We start from the raw sequence: 16,540 nt of genomic DNA, 5'->3' as shown, positions 1-16,540 counted from the left end.
GTGCAGCGCGGCCCGCTCAGAGGGTGAGGTGCAGGAGGAACTCGACGGAACCGGAGTCCTCGACCCGCACGAAGCCCAGGTTCGGTGGGTCGATCCCGTAGTCGTCGAAGGTCACCGGCACGGAGCCGGAGACGTCGATGCCCCCGGCGGTGCGGACCACGGAGATCTCGGTCTGCACCTGCTGGGTCACGCCGCCCAGGGTCAGCTCGCCGGTGACCGGCACGGTGACCGGGGTGCCGGTGACCTCCGGGAGGTCGGCCACCTCGACGACGGAGAACGTCGCGGTGGGGTTCGCGTCGACGTCCATCACGTTGTCCCGGAAGTAGGAGTCGCGGCGGCCGCTGTCGGTGGTGATCGAGGCGACGTCCACGATCACGTCGGCGTCGGCGAGGTCCCCGTCGGAGACGACGACGGAGCCGGTGACCTGGTCGGTCACGCCGGCCACGGTGACGTCGGCGCCGTTGAGCACCTCGTCCACGCGGTAGCCCGCGGTGGAGCTCGGGGCGATCGTCCAGGTGCCGTCGGTGTCCGGCGTGAGGGCGACCTCCTCCGGCTGCGCCTGGACGGTTGGCGCCGGGGGTGCGTCCTCCTCGAGGGCGGCGTAGACCAGCGGCCCACCGATCGCGCCTGCGGCGACGACCGCCACGGCCCCGCCGGTGATCCACCAGGTGCGACGACTGGGCACGGCCACTCCCCCGCTCGAAGGTGGGTGCATTGCAGCGCACCAACCTGGGAAGAGGCTGGGAACCGTCGGGAAAGAGAAAGGACCCCCCGCACACCCGCCAGAGCCCGCTTATCCTTGCTGCCTTCCGGCCCTGGGGAGGTTCACAGGGTGACGCCGCACGAGGGGTCGACGTCCACTGTAGAGGACGCGACCGCGACGGACGCCGCACCCGCCGCCGGCACCCCCCGTACGCTCCCGCCGCATGACCGGGCGCACCCCTCAGCCCGGCCCGACCTCCCCGTCCGCCCGGGGCTTCGTGCTCGTCGTCCTCGCCGCGCTGTGCTGGGGGACCGCGGGCATCAGCGGTGACCTGGTCGCCGACCGCACCGACCTCGACCCGCTGGACGTCGCGTGGCACCGGATGGCCGTCGGCGCCGTCGCCCTGCTCGCCGTCCACCTGCTCGGACGGCGCCGCGCGGCGCGGTCCGCCGTCCAGCCCGTCGCCTGGTCGCGGTCGCTGCGCTGGCGGCTGGCCGGCGTCGGCGCGGGACTGGCGGCCTACCAGGCCGCCTACTTCGCCGCCGTGGCCACGGCGGGGGTGAGCATCGCGACACTGGTCGCGCTGGGCCTGGCGCCGCTGCTGGTCGCCGTGGGCGCCGCCGCGCTCGGGCACGGCCGCCCCGACCGGGCGACGGGGGGCGCCCTGGTCGTCGCGCTGGCCGGGCTCGTGCTGCTCGTGGGGGTCTCCGCGGGCGGCGACGGCGGGGACGCGGTCGTGCTGGGCGCGCTGGCCGCGGTCGGCTGCGCGGTCGCCTACGCCGCCGTCGTGCTGCTGTCGGCCGGCGCCCCGGCCGGGGTGCCGACGACGACGGTGGGCTTCACGGTGGGCGCCGTGCTGCTGACGCCGGTGGCGCTGGCCGCGGGGCTCGACCTCACCACCGACCCGCTGGGGCTGGCGCTGCTGGTCTACCTCGGGCTGGTGCCGACCGCGCTGGCGTACGGGCTGTTCTTCACCGGGGTGCGGGCCGTGCCGGCCGCGGTCGCCTCGATCGTGACGCTGCTGGAGCCGCTGACCGCGACCGCGCTGGCGGCCGTGGTGCTCGGGGAGCGGCTCGCCCCGACCGCACTGGTCGGGGGTGTGCTCATGCTCGGCGCCGTGACGGCGCTCTACCTGCGGAGGATGGGAGATTCGAACTCCCGAGGGCTTGCACCCAACCCGCTTTCCAAGCGAGCGCCATAGGCCACTAGGCGAATCCTCCAGTGCGCGGGCCACTGTACCGGTCGGGTCCGCGGCGGTCAGCCGCTCCCCTCCACCCGAGCGGCCAGCGGGGCCGGAGAGTGGTTGAGTGATCTACGGGACGGCGACCGCCGCACGGACCGGACACCGGGAGGACCGACATGAGCAACGCTGAGCAGGTACGCCCCGACGTGGTCGCGGCGATCGTCACCGCACTGGAGGAGACCGACCCCAGCAACCTCCCGCCCGACGCCACCCGCGCCGAGAAGGACGCCGCCAAGGACCAGTACCTCTCCGGCCTGGTCGCCGGGCGCGCGCAGCGCGAACGGCAGACCCGGGCGTGGGAGCTGCTGCTGACCCGCAGCCACGACGAGCCGCCGAGCTGGCAGCAGCTGTTCGACGAGCTGCCGCAGAGCTCGGTCGACCAGCTCGCCGACCTCTACGACGCGCTGCCCGAGGGCGCCCAGACCGAGTACGCCCGCCGGTACGGGGCCCCGGTCTCCGCCTGACGCCGGCGGGCCGGGTGCGAGCAGAGCTGAGGTGACGGCGCCGGGCGCCCGGGTGGCCGGGCGCTACCTGCTGCGCTCCCGGCTCGGTGGCGGGGCGATGGGTGCGGTCTGGCTGGCCCGTGACGAGCTGCTGGGCCGTGACGTCGCGGTCAAGCAGGTGCTCATCCCGCTCGGCAGCGACCCGGAGACGACCGCCGGGCACCGCGACGCGGCGATGCGCGAGGGCCGGATCGCCGCCCGGCTGACCCATCCGCACGCCGTCGCGGTCTACGACATGGTCGACGACGGCGGGACGCCGTGGCTGATCATGGAGTACCTGCCCTCCCAGAGCCTGGCGAGCGTGCTGGCCCAGCGGGGCACGCTGCCGGTGCAGCAGGTGGCCCAGATCGGCGCCCAGGTCGCCGATGCGCTGGTGGCCACGCACGCCGTCGGCGTGGTCCACCGGGACGTGAAGCCGGGCAACATCCTGATCGGCGAGGGGCAGCGCAGCGCCGGCCTGGTGAAGATCACCGACTTCGGCATCTCCCGGGCCCGTGGCGACGTCTCGCTCACCCAGACCGGCGTGGTCAAGGGGACGCCGGCCTACCTGGCCCCCGAGGTCGCCCGCGGGCAGGAGCCCGGGGAGGCCAGTGACGTCTTCTCCCTGGGTGCGACGCTGCACGCCTGCCTGGAGGGGACCCCGCCGTTCGGGATGACGGAGAACCCGCTGGAGATGCTCCACCGGGTCGCCGGCGGGAACGTGAACCGCCCGCGGAACGCCGGGGCGCTCACCCGGCCGCTCCGGCGGATGCTGGACAACGACCCGGCGAAGCGGCCGACGATGTCGCAGGTGCGCGACCAGCTGGCGAAGCTGGCCGCCGGCCGGGACGGCGACGTCACCGAGGTGCTCACCGCGCGCACGCCGCTGCTGCCGACGCTCGCCGACCTGCGCCCGGTGTCCGACGCGGAGCCGACCGGCCCGACGGACGGGCCGGCCGCCACCGACTCCCCCACCACCGGGCCCACCGGGTCCCCCGGCCCCGACTCCCCCACCACCGGGTCCGCCGACTCCGACTCCCTCGCCACCGGGCACGCCGACGCCGACTCCGCATCCGCCGCGTCCGCCGCAGGGGCGCCCGCCGCCGGGTCGGCGGTGCCGGCCGACCCGGCGCCGTCCCCGGAGACCGGCGGTCAGCCCGAGGCCACCGCCGGCCCGGGGACCGGCAGTGCCACACCGGTGGCCGGTGCGGTGCCTGCGGCCGACCGGACTGCCTCATCCGCCCCCGCGCCGCGCCGCGGTCGCCGCCGGTCCCGCCTGTTCGCCGCCGTCGCGGTGGTGCTCCTCGCCCTGTCCGGCACGCTCGGCGCGGTCTGGCTCAACACCCGGCCGGACGACGGCGGGGCGCCGTCGGCAGCGGCCAGCACCCCACCGCCGGCACCGTCGTCCTCCGAGCCCGCGCCGGCGACCGAGGAGGAGCCGGTGACCCCGTCGGTCCCCCCGGAGACCCCGACCGCCGCAGCGACCTCGGCCCCGACGGCGACCTCGAGCCCCACGCCCACGACATCACCGCCGTCCCCGGCCCCGAGCTCGACCCCGCCGCCCGCGGGCCCGGCCCCGGGCTCCGCCGCCGAAGTGAGCCAGGCGATCACCAGCTACTACGCACTGCTGCCCGGCGACCCCGAGTCGGCCTGGGAGCGTACCGGGCCCCGGCTGCGCGCGGAGATCGGCAGCAGGTCGGCCTACCTCACCTTCTGGAACCGCTTCCAGAGCGTCACCCGAGGGCCGGTGTCGGCGCAGGACGGGTCGCTCGTCGCCTCGATGCCGGTGACCTTCACCGAGCGCGACGGCACCGTCAGACCCGAGCAGCACCAGATCACCCTGGTCCGCGGCGACGACGGCCAACTGCTCATCGACTACGACGTCCCGGTCTGACGGGCCCCGGGACGCCAGAACGGCGGCGCCCCCAGGAGGGCGCCGCCGTTCTCGACTGGCGGTGGCGGTGGGATTTGAACCCACGGAGGCTTGCACCTCACACGCTTTCGAGGCGTGCTCCTTCGGCCGCTCGGACACGCCACCGCCGGAGAGACTACAGGCCCCGCTTCGCGCGGAAGAACGCACGTAGCAACGCGCCGGACTCCTCGGCTCGGACACCGCCGATGACCTCGGGCCGGTGGTTCAGCCGCCGGTCCCGGACGACGTCCCACAGCGAACCTGCTGCCCCGGCCTTCGGGTCGTCGGCGGCGTAGACCACCCGCGCCACCCGGGCCAGCACGCTCGCGCCGGCGCACATCGTGCAGGGCTCGAGCGTGACCACCAGGCTCGCCCCGGTCAGCCGCCAGCCGTCACCGTGCGCCGCCGCGGCCGCCCGCAGGGCAAGGACCTCGGCGTGCGCCGTCGGGTCGCCCCGCTTCTCCCGCTCGTTGGCCGCCTCGGCCAGCACCGTCCCGTCGCGTCCGAGGACGACGGCGCCGATCGGCGTGTCACCCCACTCCTGCGCGGCGGCCGCGAGCTCCAGCGCCCGCAGCATCGCCTCGTCGTCGGTCACCACCGGCCCGCCCACGGACGGGCAGACGGGTGTGCCTCGCCGTGAGTTGTGCTCTGGTGCACTGGTGCAGCCAGAGCACAACTGCGCCACGAGGTCACGTCAGGTCCAGGCCGGTGAGCGCGGACAGCTCGGCGAGCGCGGTGCCGGGGTCGACGACCTTGATCGTCTGCATGCCCAGTGCGCGGGCCGGCTTCAGGTTGATGCCCAGGTCGTCCAGGTAGGCGCAGTCCGACGGCGCGATCTCCCGCCCGACCGCCTCCCCCAGGCGCTGCAGCGCGAGCGGGTAGATCGCCGGTTCGGGCTTGCGCACGCCCTCGACCGAGGACTCGACGACGACGTCGAACAGCGCCAGCAGCTCGCCCAGCCGGCCGGTGCGCTGCATCGGGGCCACGTTGTTCGACAACAGCGCCAGCGGCAGCCCCGCCGTCCGCAGCCGCTGCACCGCCGCCACCATCGCCGGGCGCAGCTCCCCCGCCAGCGCGGCGAGCACCCGCGCGGCGTCCAGCGGGTGCCCGGCGGCGGCGGCCTCGGCCTCGAAGGCGCGCCGGAACCCCGGCTCGTCGAGTTCCCGGCGCTCGTAGCGGGCCCAGGCGTTCGTGTCCGGGTCCGTGCTGTTCAGCCCCACGATGAACCCGGCGGGCAGCGCCGCCTCCTCCTCGTAGGCGGCGAAGGCGGTCAGCGGGCTCTCGGTGAGCACGCCGCCCAGGTCGAAGACGACGGCGCTGACGTGGCCGGGGACGCTCACGGGGTCGCCACCGCCGTCAGCTCGTCGGCGAAGCCCAGCCGTTCGGCGATGGCCAGCACCATCTCGTCGGCCCACAGCTCGTCGGAGTCCAGCAGCCGGGCCAGCTCCTCGGCCGGCAGCCCGGCGTCGGCGAAGACGTCGAGGTCACCGCCGGGCCAGCCCTGGCCGTCCTCGTCGAAGGCGTCGTCGATCGTGGCGCCGGTCTCGACCGGGATGCCGTAGCGCTCCACCGCCTCGGCCGCGAGCAGGTGCTCCTGGAACGTGGCGTCGGACACCAGCGCCCGGACCATGCCGCCCGGTCCGTGTCGCAGCACGACGAAGTAGAGGCGGCTGTCGACGACGACCACGAACGGGCCCGGCCAGCCGGCGGTGCCCGGCTCGCCGAGCGCGCGTTCCAGGGCCGGGAGCTCGTCGTCGGCGCCGGCGGCGAGCAGCTCGCACTGCCAGCGACCGGCGGCCGAGCTGACCCGGACGGCGAAGCTCTGCCGCAGCGTGGTGCCGGAGTCGGAGGAGGGGGCCATAGCCTGTAGATCATGGCCGACGCCCTCCCCGACGACAGCGCGCCGGTCGACGTCCCCGCCGTCGCCCCGGCACTGTTCGCCGCCCTCGCCGCCGATCCGCTCGCCGCTCACCTGGGCATCGAGCTGGAGGAGGTCCGGCCCGGCTACGCCCGCGCGTCGATGACCGTCGGGCCGACCCTGCTCAACGCGGTCGGCACGGCGCACGGCGGCGCCACGATGGCGCTGCTGGACGTGGTGCACGCCGCGGTGAGCAACAGCCACGGCACGGTCGCCGTCGCCCAGGACGTGCACACCGAGTTCCTCTCCGCCGGCCGGCCCGGCGACCACCTGGTCGCGGAGGGCGTCGAGCTGCACCGCACCGGCCGCACCGCCGTCTACCGGATCGAGGCGGCCACCGCGGACGGCCGGCCGGTCGCCACCGCCCTGGCCCGGGTCTTCCGGCTGGGGACCCCCTGGGAGACCGGCGAGGCGACGCCGTGACCGGCTCCTTCCCCGTCCCGACGATGCCGGCACCGCCGGTGTCCGTCGTCGGCCTCGGACAGCTGGGCGGGTCGCTGGCGGCCGCGCTGGCCGCGGCCGGGCGCCCGGTCTCCGGCTGGGACGTCGACCCGGCCGCCCGCGACGCAGCGGAGGACGCCGGCGTGGCGATCCGCCGGGAGCTGACCGGGGTGGTCGTGCTCGCCGTCCCGCTCCCCGCGATGGCCACGGCGCTGGACGGGCTGCGGATCGACCCCGGCGCCACGGTCACCGACCTGGGTTCGGTGAAGGCGCCGGTGCTCGCCGAGCTGGGGGCCGCCCACGGGGACCGGTACGTCGGCGGGCACCCGATGTGCGGCACCGAACGCTCCGGGCACGCCGCCGTCGACCCCACCCTGTTCGCCGGTGCCCGCTGGGCGCTGTGCCTGGAGGCCGACACCGACCTGCGGCGCTGGCTGCGGGTCGCCGAGATCGCACTCGCCGTCGGCGCCGAGGTGGTGCCGGTGACCGCCGCCGAGCACGACGACGCGGTGGCGGCGATCAGCGCCGTCCCGCACCTGCTGGCCGCCGCGGTGGCGGCCGCCGCCGGGCAGGCCGGCCCGCTCGCGCTCTCCCTCGCCGCCGGCAGCTTCCGGGACGCCACCCGGGTGATCGGCAGCGACCCGGCGTTCGTCACCGCGCTGGTCACCGGCAACGCCGGCCCGGCGGCCGCGGCGCTGGACCGGGTCCGCGCCCAGCTGGACCGCCCCTGGCCGGAGCTGGTCGCCGACGGGCACGCGGTGCGGGTGGCCGATGCCGGACGGCGGACGGTCCGGGTCCCGCTGGACCGGGCGGCCCTGCTCGCGCTGGGCCGGGCCGGCGGCGCGGTCACCCGGCGGCTGGCTGCCTTCGTCGAGGGCTGGGTGCCGGATCGGCCGTGACCGGCAGGCGTGGGAGGCGCCCGGACCGGGCAAGGTGACCGCCATGGACGACAAGGAGATCCGCAGCAAGATCGACGCGCTGGTCGAGGAGGAGCACGCGCTCCGCGACTCCAGCGAGCACACCGACGAGCAGCGCGCCCGGCTCCGGCAGATCGAGGAGGAGCGCGACCAGCTGTGGGACCTGATCCGCCAGCGGGACGCCAAGCGGCAGTACGGCGAGGACCCCGACGAGGCCCAGCCGCGCCCGGAGCCGCAGGTCGAGAACTACCTGCAGTGATGGGAGGACCCCCTTGCCCTCCTGCAAGGGGGTCGAACCGCGCCTCGGAGACCCGGGTCAGCGGTGGTGGTCGGCCCCCAGCAGGGCGAGCTGCCAGAGCAGCCGGGACCGGGGGTCGGCCACCGAGCGGCCGGTGACCTGTTCGATCCGGCGCAGCCGGTGCATGACCGTGTTGCGGTGGCAGTAGAGCTGGTCGGCGGCCCGCGTCGGTGACCCGTCCGCGGCCAGCACGGCGGTCAGCGTGTCCAGCAGCACGTCCCGCTCGTCGGCGGGCAGGTCGAGCAGCCGGCCCAGCGACTGCTCCACGAGCCGGCGGGTGATCTCCGGGGAGCTGCTCAGCAGCGCCTCGGGCAACCGGTCGTCGATCGTGACCACCCGGGGCTGGCCGGGGGGCAGGGTGCGGGCCGCGGTGTCGGCCAGCCGCCAGGCGGAGGCGACCGCCGCGGCGCCGTCCACCACGGCCGAGACGCCCACCGGGCCCCCGGCCAGCTCGGCCAGCCAGGTGAGCACGTCGCCGACCTGGCGGGTGCCCAGCGCCACCACCCCGACCTGCGCACCGGAGCGCCAGCCCCACACCGAGCGCACGCCCCGCTTCAGCAGCCGGGCGCCGGGGTCGTCGAGGTTCGGCCCCCCGGACTCGTCCGGGGGCGCGACGGCACAGACCAACCGCCCGTCCAGTGGCAGCGCCAGCAGCTCCGACGCCGTCCGGACGAACACCGGGTCACCCCCGCGGCCACCCAGCAGCCCGTCCAGCACCTGCTGGCGCGCCTGGTCGTCGATGCCGGCCAGCCGCCGCTCCTCGGTCCGGTAGGCCTCGGCCAGGGCCGCGCACTGCACGTCGTTGACGTGCCACACCGAGCCCGCCACCTCGAGCAGGACGTCGCTGTCGCCCGGCGCCTCGGCGGCCCGCGCCGTCGCGCGCAGCGCCTCCCAGGTGACCTGCCCGCCCAGCCGGTAGGCGCGCAATACCGTCTCCAGCGGCACCCCCTGGATCGCCCGGCGGCTCCCGACCTCCCGGGCCGCGGCGAGCGCCGCGCGGCCACCGTCGTCGGAGTCGCCCATCAGGGTGCGCACCGCCCGCTCGAGGTTGGCCCGGCTGGACTCGAACAACTCGGCCCGGACGACGGGGCCCTGCTCGGTGTAGGCGCCCTCGGTGCGCTCCAGGATGCTGATCATCCGGGAGGTCATCTCGTCGAGCTGGCTCAGCAGCGGCGGAGCGAGCTGGGCCAGGCGCGCGGAGACCTCGGGTCGGAACGGTTGCACCTCGCCCCCCATCTGTGACACACGGCACACTGCACAAGCAATCGGAGCGATCGCTGTGCTCCGCGCCCATTGTGACGGCACTCACCGCACCGCACCCTCGGGGAGTCGGATCATCCGGCACTCGTCCGCCGCGCCATGCCCGGCGGACGGGGTACCCGAGGCAAAGGAGCCGTGGGCCCGTTGGCGCAGCCGACCCCGACTGCAGGCAGCACTGCGGTCCACCGCACAGCTGCCCCGGACACCGACCGCGCCCCGTCTGCCAGCCTGGAGATGACCGGGATCACCGTCGCCTTCGGCGGCGTGATCGCCCTCTCCGAGGTCTCGCTGGTGGTCGAGCCCGGCCAGGTGCACGGGCTGATCGGCCCGAACGGCGCGGGCAAGACGACGCTGTTCAACGTCGCCTGCGGGATCGTGCGCCCCACGGCCGGTGAGATGACCTGGCGTGGCCAGCCGCTCCGCCGGCTGAAGCCGCACCAGCTGGCCGGCCTGGGCATCTCCCGCACCCTGCAGGGCGTGGGCCTCTTCCCCGGCATGACCGTGCTGGAGAACGTCATGATCGGCGCCCACCGGCACGCCCGGGCCGGCTTCGGTTCCGCACTGTTCGCCCTGCCGCGCTCCGACCGCGACGAGCGGGAGCTGCGCGCCCGGGCCCTCGCCGCGCTGAGCGACCTGGGCGCCCAGAAGTACGCCGGCCGTTACCCCGGCGGCCTCCCCTACCCGGTGCAGAAGCGGGTCGCGCTGGCCCGGGCACTGGTCTCCGCCCCCGACCTGCTGCTGCTCGACGAGCCCGCCAGCGGTCTCGCCGAGGACGAGATGCACGAGCTCGGCGAGCTCATCCGCACCCTGTCCGGCCGGATGAGCGTGCTGCTGGTCGAGCACCACATGGACCTGGTCATGCGGGTCTGCGACCGGATCACCGTCCTGGACTCCGGGCGGCAGATCGCCGCCGGCACCCCGGCCGAGGTCCAGGCCGACCCCGCCGTCACCGAGGCCTACCTCGGCGACGAGGTCACCGCCGAGGAGGACGCGGCCGGCACGACCCGCACCGACGGAGGGCGCCACCATGGCTGACACCCGCGCACACGGCAGCACGGCGGTCGCGACCGACGGGGGCACCGCCGCCGGCCCGGCGCTGCTGGAGGTCGAGGACCTCACCTCCTCCTACGGCGCGGTCCGGGCGCTGGACGGGGTCTCGCTGCGCGCGGACACCGGCCGGATCACCGCCGTCCTCGGGGCCAACGGCGCCGGCAAGACCACCCTGCTGCGCACCATCAGCGGGCTGGTCCGGAGCTCCTCGGGCCGGGTCGTCCTGGACGGGGAGGACATCACCTCCGCCTCCGTCGAGTCGATGGTCGGCCGGGGCATGGCCCACGTGCCCGAGGGACGCGGCGTCATCGCCGAGCTCACCGTGCACGAGAACCTGCGGGTCGGGGCGCTGTTCCGGGGCAAGGTCGAGAAGAGCGAGTACGACCGCATCTACGACCTGTTCCCCCGGATCGCCGAGCGCCGCGACCAGCCGGCACACGTCCTCTCCGGCGGCGAGCGGCAGATGCTCGTGATCGGGCGGGCACTGCTGGCCCAGCCGCGGATCCTGCTGCTCGACGAGCCGTCGCTGGGCCTGGCCCCGCGGATCGTGGCGCAGATCTTCGGTCTGCTCCGCCGCCTGGTCGACAGCGAGGGGCTGTCGGTCCTGCTGGTCGAGCAGAACGCGCGGAGCGCCCTGTCGGTGGCCGACGTCGGCGTCGTCCTCAACCTCGGCCGGGTGGTCGTCACCGACTCCGCCCGCACGTTGATGGCCGACGAGGACCTCCGGCACGCCTACCTGGGCTTCTGACCCACTTCCCGAGTCCCCTCCGCACCGCCAGGAAGGCACCTCCTCCGTGCAGTACTTCGTGAACGTCACCCTCACCGGGTTGACCGAGGGCATGGTCTACTCGGCCTTCGCCCTCGCCCTGGTGCTGATCTGGCGGTCCACCCGGATCGTGAACTTCGCCCAGGGCTCGATGGCGGCGGCGACGACCTTCATCGCCCTCGCGCTCATCCAGGCCGGGCAGTCCTACTGGGTGGCCCTGGTGGTCGCCCTGCTCTCCGGGCTGGTGCTGGGCGCCCTCGTGGAACGGGTCGTCATCCGGCCCGTCGAGGGCGGCCCGGAGCTCAACGCGGTCATCGTGACCCTCGGCCTCTTCGTCGCCATCCAGGCCGCGATCGCGATCGTCTTCGGCTCGGCGTTCCAGTCGTTCCCGACGCCGTTCGGGCTGGAGGGCTTCCAGGTCGGCGACAACCGGATCGCGCTCACCCCGAACAGCGTCTGGGTGATCGCCGCGGTGCTGGTCACCATGGCGCTGCTGGTGGTGCTGTTCCGGTTCACCCGGATCGGCCTGGCGATGCGCGCCTCGGCGTTCGGCCAGGAGGTCGCCCGGCTGCTCGGCGTGCGGGTCGGCCGGATGCTCACCCTCGGCTGGGCGCTCGCCGCCGTCGTCGGCTCACTGGCCGGCCTGCTCATCGCCGGCGGGGAGTTCGTCTACCCCGCCTACATGGACAGCCTGATCGTCTTCGGCTTCGTCGCCGCCGTGCTCGGCGGCCTGGACTCCCCCATCGGCGCCATCGTCGGCGGGCTGATCCTGGGCCTGGCCCTCAGCTACGTCAGCGGCTACGTGGAGCGGGGCAGTGCCCTGGTCAACGTCGCCGCCCTGGTCATCCTGATGGTCGTGCTGCTCGTGCGCCCCGGTGGCCTGTTCGCCAGCAGCACGGCTCGGAGGGCATGACATGAGCGACCTGCAGAGCCCCACCACGGGCAAGAACGGCGCAGGCACGGCCACCGCCGGCAAGGCCTCCGAGGAGGCCCCCACGGAGGCGACCGCCGGCGCCGACGAGCCCACCGCCACCCGGCGCCGCAGCCTGCTCCCCCAGTCGACGCTGCTGCGGCACCTGGTGGTGCTGCTGATCGCGGCCGTCGGCGCCGTGGTGCTGCTGGAGATCACCGACCCGTTCACCAACTCCCAGCTGGCCACGCTGACCTACTACGCCATCGCGGCCGGCGGCCTCACCGTGCTGACCGGGATGAACGGCCAGATCTCGCTGGGCCACGGCGCACTGATGGCGGTGGGCGCCTACACCACCGCGCTGTTCCTCTCCGCCGAGGAGCCACTGCCGCTGCCGCTCATCCTGCTGGCCGCGATCGTCACCGCCACCGCCGTCGGCGCCCTGGTCGGGGTGGCCGCCGCCCGGCTGCACGGCCCCTACCTCGCCGGCGCCACGCTGGCCCTCGCCGTCGGCCTGCCCGGACTGGCGATCTACTTCCACGACGTCCTCGGCGGCGAACAGGGCATGCGGGTGCGGGCCCCCCGGGCCCCGGAGGCCTTCGAGTCCTTCATCAGCGCCGTCTCGGGCAACTCGGCGACCAACACGAAGTGGCTCGCCTACCTCGGCGCCATCTGCCTGCTGATCACCTACTTCCTGCTCGCCAACCTGATCCGCAGCCGGATCGGCCGCACCTGGCGCGCGGTGCGCGACCAGGAGGTCGCCGCCGAGCTGGCCGGGATCAACCTCGGCGCGTGGCGGGTGCTCGCCTTCGTGGTGAGCGCCGCGGCGGCCGGGCTGGCCGGCGGGGTGCTGGCCCTCGTCGTCCGGCTGGCCGCCCCCAGCGGGTTCACGCTGGTGCTCTCGCTGGCCCTGCTCACCGCGATCGTGATCGGCGGGCTGGGCAGCCTGCTCGGCGCCCTGCTCGGCTCGGCGCTGCTGGTCTTCCTGCCGCCGTTCGTCACCGACCTGGGTGCCGGGTGGGGCCTGAACAACACCGAGGCCGCCCAGCTGGCCCCCTTCGTCTACGGCGTGGTCCTCATCCTCGCGATGATCTTCGCCCCCGCCGGCTTCGTCGGCACCCTCCGCATGCGCTGGCTCACCCGCCAGGCGAAGCGGTCGGCCGCCCAGCCGAGCAGGGGGTGAGGGCGACCAGACCGAACCGCCGCTCCCGGCCCCACGACCCCCCACACACCCCCGGGCAACGAAGCCCGGACCGCACCAGAGGAGAACCGTTGTCCAGATCCTCTCGACGTCTCATGACCGCCATCGCCGCAGCCACCGCCGCCTCCACCCTCGCCGCCTGTGGCGGGAGCGATGACGGCGGCGGGGACGGCGGCGGTGGCGGTGGCGACGCCAGCGCCAACGAGGCCTCCGACATCGGCATCACCGAGGACTCGATCAAGCTCGGCGCCCACTTCCCCCTCACCGGCGTGGCCGCCCCCGGCTACAGCGAGATCCCGACCGGCTCGCAGGCGTACTACGAGTGCCTCAACAACGAGGGCGGGGTGAACGGCCGGACGATCGACTACATCTACCGGGACGACGCCTACAACCCGACGAACACCAGCCAGGTGGTCAACCAGCTGGTGCTCGAGGACGAGGTCTTCGCCATCGTCGGCGGCCTCGGAACCCCGACCCACAGCGCCGTCCTGGACTTCCTGAACAGCGAGGGCGTGCCCGACCTGTTCGTCTCGTCCGGCTCGCTGCTGTGGGGCGAGGACCCGGAGACCAACCCGTACACGTTCGGCTGGCAGACCGACTACGAGAGCGAGGGGAAGATCATCGGCCAGTACATCGCCGACAACTTCCCGGACGCGAAGGTCGGGCTCTTCCTCCAGGACGACGACTTCGGCGAGGACGGCGAGGCCGGCATCCGCGAGTACATCGACGACCAGATCGTGGCCGCCGAGCGCTACACGCCGGGCAACACCAACGTCGGGCCGCAGATCGCCGCCCTGCAGGCCGCCGGGGCCGACTTCGTCGTCGGCTTCAACGTGCCCAGCTACACGGCGCTGTCCCAGCTGACCGCGCTGCAGCTGGGCTACGACCCGCAGTGGTTCTACTCCAACGTGGGGTCGGACCCGACGCTGGTCGGCAGCCTGCTGAACAACTTCTCGCAGGGCCAGGTGAGCGACGCCAGCCTGCTCGACGGCGCGCTGACCACCGACTACCTGCCGACGGTCGACGAGCCGGACAACCCGTGGGTGCAGGAGTTCCAGCGCATCTGGGACGAGTGCGGCGGCGAGGGCGAGCTGACCAACTACCGGATCTACGGCATGGCGCAGGCCTACACCACCGTGCAGGCCCTGCAGGCGGCCGGTCAGAACCCGACGCGCGACGGCCTGGTCGAGGCCATCGAGACCGCGGGCGGCGACTGGGAGGGTCCGGTGCTCGCACCGTTCCGCTACTCCGAGGACAGCCACATGGGCACCGCCGGCATGTCGATCAGCCGGGTCACCGGTGACACCACCGAGGAGGTCGAGCCCGTGCAGCTGACCGACATCGGCGGCGCGGAGATCGAGCCCTTCGACGGTGAGATGGCCGAGGTCCCGGAGAACGGCATCCCGAACGAGGAGTCGGTCATCGACTGAGGAAGGCCCCCGCTGCCCCCCACGCCTCGCCAGGTCGGCGCGGGCCCCTGCAGCGGGGCCGTACGGGCCGTCGGTCTCCCTCAGGGGAGGCCGGCGGCCCGTCGGTCGTCGTGCGCCTCAGCAGAGTCCAGCGAGGCGCTGACCGGAGCCGGCCCGTGCTCGCCGCCAGGCCGCTGAGCCGCCCACCATGTTCGTCACAGAGGGTGATCGACCGCACGCAGCGGGCATGATCGCCGACCGTCGGCCGCCCAGAACTGGGTAGAGTGCCGAACCGACGCGACAGCACGTGTCGCCCCGCGACGTCCGCTCGACACCTGCACGGACCAGACACGACGGAGAACCAGATGGGGCGGCACGCCCGTACTCCCGCCCGGCCCGGGACGGCCAGCCGACCGGCGCTGCTCGCCGGGCTCGCCGTCGTGGTCGCCGCGGCGCTCGTCGCCGGCGTCGCCTGGTTCGTCTCCGGCCCGGAGGACGGGACGGCGGAGGCCGCCGGTTGCGAGGAGACCGAGACGGTCCGCGTGACGGTGGCCCCCGAGCTCGGCACGCTGGTGCGGGAGCTGCTGGCCGATCCGCTGCCGCTCGGTGGCGACGCGTGCGCCGTGGCGGACGTCGAGGCGACCGAGCCGCTGCAGACGCTGGCCGCGCTGGGCTCCCTCGGCGCCGACTCGCTGCCCCAGGTCTGGGTGCCCGACTCCTCCCTGTGGGCCGCTCGTGCCGGCAGCGCCGACCTCGAGGCGGCCGGGTCGCTGGCCACCTCGCCGCTGGTGCTCGCCACCAGCCGGACCGCCGCCGACGAGCTGGGCTGGACCACCGACCCGCCCACCTGGGGCGAGGCCCTGACCACCGGCCGGCCGCTGGCCGTGCCCGACCTGGCCGCCAGCGCCGAGGGCCTGTCGGTGCTGGCCGCCGTCCGGCAGTCGCTCGGTGGCGGGGACGACGCGGACAACGCCGTCGTCGAGGCGGTGCTGGCCGCCGGGCGCGGTGACGTCCCCAGCGTCGCCGATGCGCTGGCCACCGGGACCGAGGGCGGAGCCGACGCACCGCTGGTGCCGGTCAGCGAGCAGGAGGTGCTGGCCGCCAACCGCGCCGCCGGCTCCGACTCCCTGGTCGCGATCTACCCCACCGAGGGCTCGCCGTCCCTGGACTACCCGGTGCTGCGGCTGCCCACCGCCGAGGAGGACTCCGCGGCCGTGGACGCGGTGGTCGACGCACTGACCACGGCCTCGGCCGGTGAGCAGGCGCGGACGGCCGGCTTCCGCGACGCCAGCGGGGCCGCCCCCGAGGGTGCCGGCGCCGGCACCGGCGTGCAGGAGCAGGCACCGGAGGCACTGGAGCTGGACGGCGCCGCGGTGCAGGCCCTGCTCGGCCGGCTGTCGAGTCTGGCCACCCCGTCGCGGTTGCTCACCGTCATCGACGTCTCCACCTCGATGGCCGCCCCGGTCGGCGACGGCACCCGCGCCACTCTCGCCCGGGACGCGACCAAGAGCGCGCTCACGCTGCTGCCGGACTCCTACTCCGGCGGGGTCTGGGCCTTCGCCTACCAGCTCGACGGCGAGCGCGACCACGTCGAGCTGGCCCCGCTGCGCACCTTCGGCACCGACGTCGGCGGCCAGACCCACCGTGAGCTGATCGACCAGCAGTTCGACACCCTGCCGAACCTGCTCGCGCCCGGCGGCACGGGGCTGTACGACACGACGCTCGCCGCCGTGCGTGCCGCCCAGGAGGCCTACGACCCGAACTCGGTGAACAGCGTCGTGCTGATCACCGACGGGACCGACGACGACGACGCGGCGGGCATCGACCTGCCCGACCTGCTGGACACCCTCCGCGCCGAGGCCGACCCGGATCGACCGGTCAAGGTCATCGGGATCGCGCTCGGCCCGGATGCCGACCTCGACTCGCTGGAGCAGATCGGCGAGGCGACCGGCGGTGCGGCCTACCAGGCGCTGGACCCCGAGGACCTGCAGGGCGTGCTGTTCGACGCCATCCGCCGTCGCGGCTGAGGC

16 protein-coding genes, 2 tRNA genes, 1 other RNA gene and 1 pseudogene are annotated in these 16,540 nt (G+C 74.7%); 12 read left to right on the top strand and 8 right to left on the bottom strand.

Annotated features, from left to right (window positions below; translation table 11 throughout):
- Positions 1-16: 16 nt before the first annotated feature.
- Both O2W15_RS18825 and ffs read right to left on the bottom strand, forming a co-directional pair.
- Positions 17-685 (bottom strand): YceI family protein, encoded by a 669-nt coding sequence (locus tag O2W15_RS18825; protein ID WP_269180495.1) that lies wholly within the window; start codon positions 683-685, stop codon positions 17-19.
- A 74-nt stretch (positions 686-759) separates the two neighbouring features.
- Positions 760-855, bottom strand: an RNA gene (ffs, locus tag O2W15_RS18820) — signal recognition particle sRNA small type.
- Positions 856-926: 71 nt separating this feature from the next.
- Here ffs and O2W15_RS18815 point away from each other — a divergent pair.
- Positions 927-1,772, top strand: a pseudogene (locus O2W15_RS18815) (DMT family transporter); the annotation flags it as partial.
- 66 nt (positions 1,773-1,838) lie between these two features.
- On the opposite strand, the gene O2W15_RS18810 reads toward O2W15_RS18815, so the two are convergent.
- A tRNA-Ser gene (locus tag O2W15_RS18810) sits at positions 1,839-1,923 on the bottom strand.
- 139 nt (positions 1,924-2,062) lie between these two features.
- Here O2W15_RS18810 and O2W15_RS18805 point away from each other — a divergent pair.
- Both O2W15_RS18805 and O2W15_RS18800 read left to right on the top strand, forming a co-directional pair.
- Positions 2,063-2,410 carry a hypothetical protein gene (locus O2W15_RS18805; RefSeq protein WP_269161271.1) on the top strand — a complete coding sequence of 116 codons (348 nt, stop codon included), beginning with the start codon at positions 2,063-2,065 and terminating at the stop codon, positions 2,408-2,410.
- Positions 2,411-2,441: 31 nt separating this feature from the next.
- The gene (locus O2W15_RS18800; protein ID WP_269180494.1) at positions 2,442-4,322 is read left to right on the top strand and encodes a serine/threonine-protein kinase; all 1,881 of its coding nucleotides are present in this window, start codon (positions 2,442-2,444) and stop codon (positions 4,320-4,322) included.
- Between the two features lie 56 nt (positions 4,323-4,378).
- Here the strand turns inward: O2W15_RS18800 and O2W15_RS18795 are convergent.
- From O2W15_RS18795 to O2W15_RS18780, 4 genes are all read right to left on the bottom strand, one after another.
- A tRNA-Ser gene (locus O2W15_RS18795) sits at positions 4,379-4,466 on the bottom strand.
- A 10-nt stretch (positions 4,467-4,476) separates the two neighbouring features.
- Positions 4,477-4,935, bottom strand: a complete 459-nt coding sequence (locus tag O2W15_RS18790) for a nucleoside deaminase (RefSeq protein WP_269180493.1) — start codon at positions 4,933-4,935, stop codon at positions 4,477-4,479.
- Positions 4,936-5,029: 94 nt separating this feature from the next.
- Complete coding sequence (locus O2W15_RS18785; RefSeq protein ID WP_269180492.1) at positions 5,030-5,680, bottom strand: HAD-IA family hydrolase; 651 nt, start codon at positions 5,678-5,680, stop codon at positions 5,030-5,032.
- The gene (locus tag O2W15_RS18780) at positions 5,677-6,201 is read right to left on the bottom strand and encodes a tRNA adenosine deaminase-associated protein (RefSeq protein WP_269161267.1); all 525 of its coding nucleotides are present in this window, start codon (positions 6,199-6,201) and stop codon (positions 5,677-5,679) included. The genes O2W15_RS18785 and O2W15_RS18780 overlap by 4 nt, the downstream gene beginning before the upstream one ends.
- Positions 6,202-6,213: 12 nt before the next feature.
- Between O2W15_RS18780 and O2W15_RS18775 the strand changes: the two genes are divergently transcribed.
- Genes O2W15_RS18775 through O2W15_RS18765 form a run of 3 tightly spaced genes read left to right on the top strand, consistent with a single transcriptional unit; the run spans position 6,214 to position 7,875 of the window.
- Positions 6,214-6,681, top strand: a complete 468-nt coding sequence (locus tag O2W15_RS18775; protein WP_269180491.1) for a PaaI family thioesterase — start codon at positions 6,214-6,216, stop codon at positions 6,679-6,681.
- The gene (locus O2W15_RS18770; protein WP_269180490.1) at positions 6,678-7,598 is read left to right on the top strand and encodes a prephenate dehydrogenase; all 921 of its coding nucleotides are present in this window, start codon (positions 6,678-6,680) and stop codon (positions 7,596-7,598) included. The genes O2W15_RS18775 and O2W15_RS18770 overlap by 4 nt, the downstream gene beginning before the upstream one ends.
- A 43-nt stretch (positions 7,599-7,641) precedes the next feature.
- Positions 7,642-7,875 (top strand): DUF2630 family protein, encoded by a 234-nt coding sequence (locus tag O2W15_RS18765; protein ID WP_269161264.1) that lies wholly within the window; start codon positions 7,642-7,644, stop codon positions 7,873-7,875.
- Between the two features lie 57 nt (positions 7,876-7,932).
- Here O2W15_RS18765 and O2W15_RS18760 read toward each other — a convergent pair whose 3' ends face one another.
- Entirely contained in the window at positions 7,933-9,138 is a 1,206-nt protein-coding gene (locus tag O2W15_RS18760; RefSeq protein WP_269165578.1) for a helix-turn-helix domain-containing protein, read from the bottom strand.
- Between the two features lie 270 nt (positions 9,139-9,408).
- Here O2W15_RS18760 and O2W15_RS18755 point away from each other — a divergent pair, with 270 nt between their 5' ends.
- The 6 genes from O2W15_RS18755 to O2W15_RS18730 all read left to right on the top strand — a co-directional run bounded on the left by O2W15_RS18755 (position 9,409) and on the right by O2W15_RS18730 (position 16,537).
- Positions 9,409-10,209 (top strand): ABC transporter ATP-binding protein, encoded by an 801-nt coding sequence (locus tag O2W15_RS18755; RefSeq protein WP_269180489.1) that lies wholly within the window; start codon positions 9,409-9,411, stop codon positions 10,207-10,209.
- Entirely contained in the window at positions 10,202-10,972 is a 771-nt protein-coding gene (locus O2W15_RS18750) for an ABC transporter ATP-binding protein (RefSeq protein WP_269161260.1), read from the top strand. Before O2W15_RS18755 ends, O2W15_RS18750 begins: the two co-directional genes overlap by 8 nt.
- Positions 10,973-11,018: 46 nt before the next feature.
- Positions 11,019-11,903 (top strand): branched-chain amino acid ABC transporter permease, encoded by an 885-nt coding sequence (locus O2W15_RS18745; RefSeq protein ID WP_269161259.1) that lies wholly within the window; start codon positions 11,019-11,021, stop codon positions 11,901-11,903.
- A gap of 1 nt (position 11,904) precedes the next feature.
- Positions 11,905-13,083: a branched-chain amino acid ABC transporter permease gene (locus O2W15_RS18740; protein ID WP_269180488.1), complete on the top strand. Its 1,179-nt coding sequence runs from the start codon at positions 11,905-11,907 to the stop codon at positions 13,081-13,083.
- Positions 13,084-13,196: 113 nt separating this feature from the next.
- Entirely contained in the window at positions 13,197-14,531 is a 1,335-nt protein-coding gene (locus O2W15_RS18735) for an ABC transporter substrate-binding protein (protein ID WP_269161257.1), read from the top strand.
- Positions 14,532-14,875: 344 nt separating this feature from the next.
- Positions 14,876-16,537 carry a VWA domain-containing protein gene (locus O2W15_RS18730; RefSeq protein ID WP_269180487.1) on the top strand — a complete coding sequence of 554 codons (1,662 nt, stop codon included), beginning with the start codon at positions 14,876-14,878 and terminating at the stop codon, positions 16,535-16,537.
- Positions 16,538-16,540: the final 3 nt, after the last annotated feature.

Origin of the sequence: Modestobacter sp. VKM Ac-2979 (assembly GCF_026967995.1) — a bacterium.
Taxonomy (GTDB): Bacteria; Actinomycetota; Actinomycetes; order Mycobacteriales; family Geodermatophilaceae; genus Modestobacter.
Note: the sequence above shows the minus strand (reverse complement) of the source record. Positions and strands in the feature narration are given on the sequence as shown.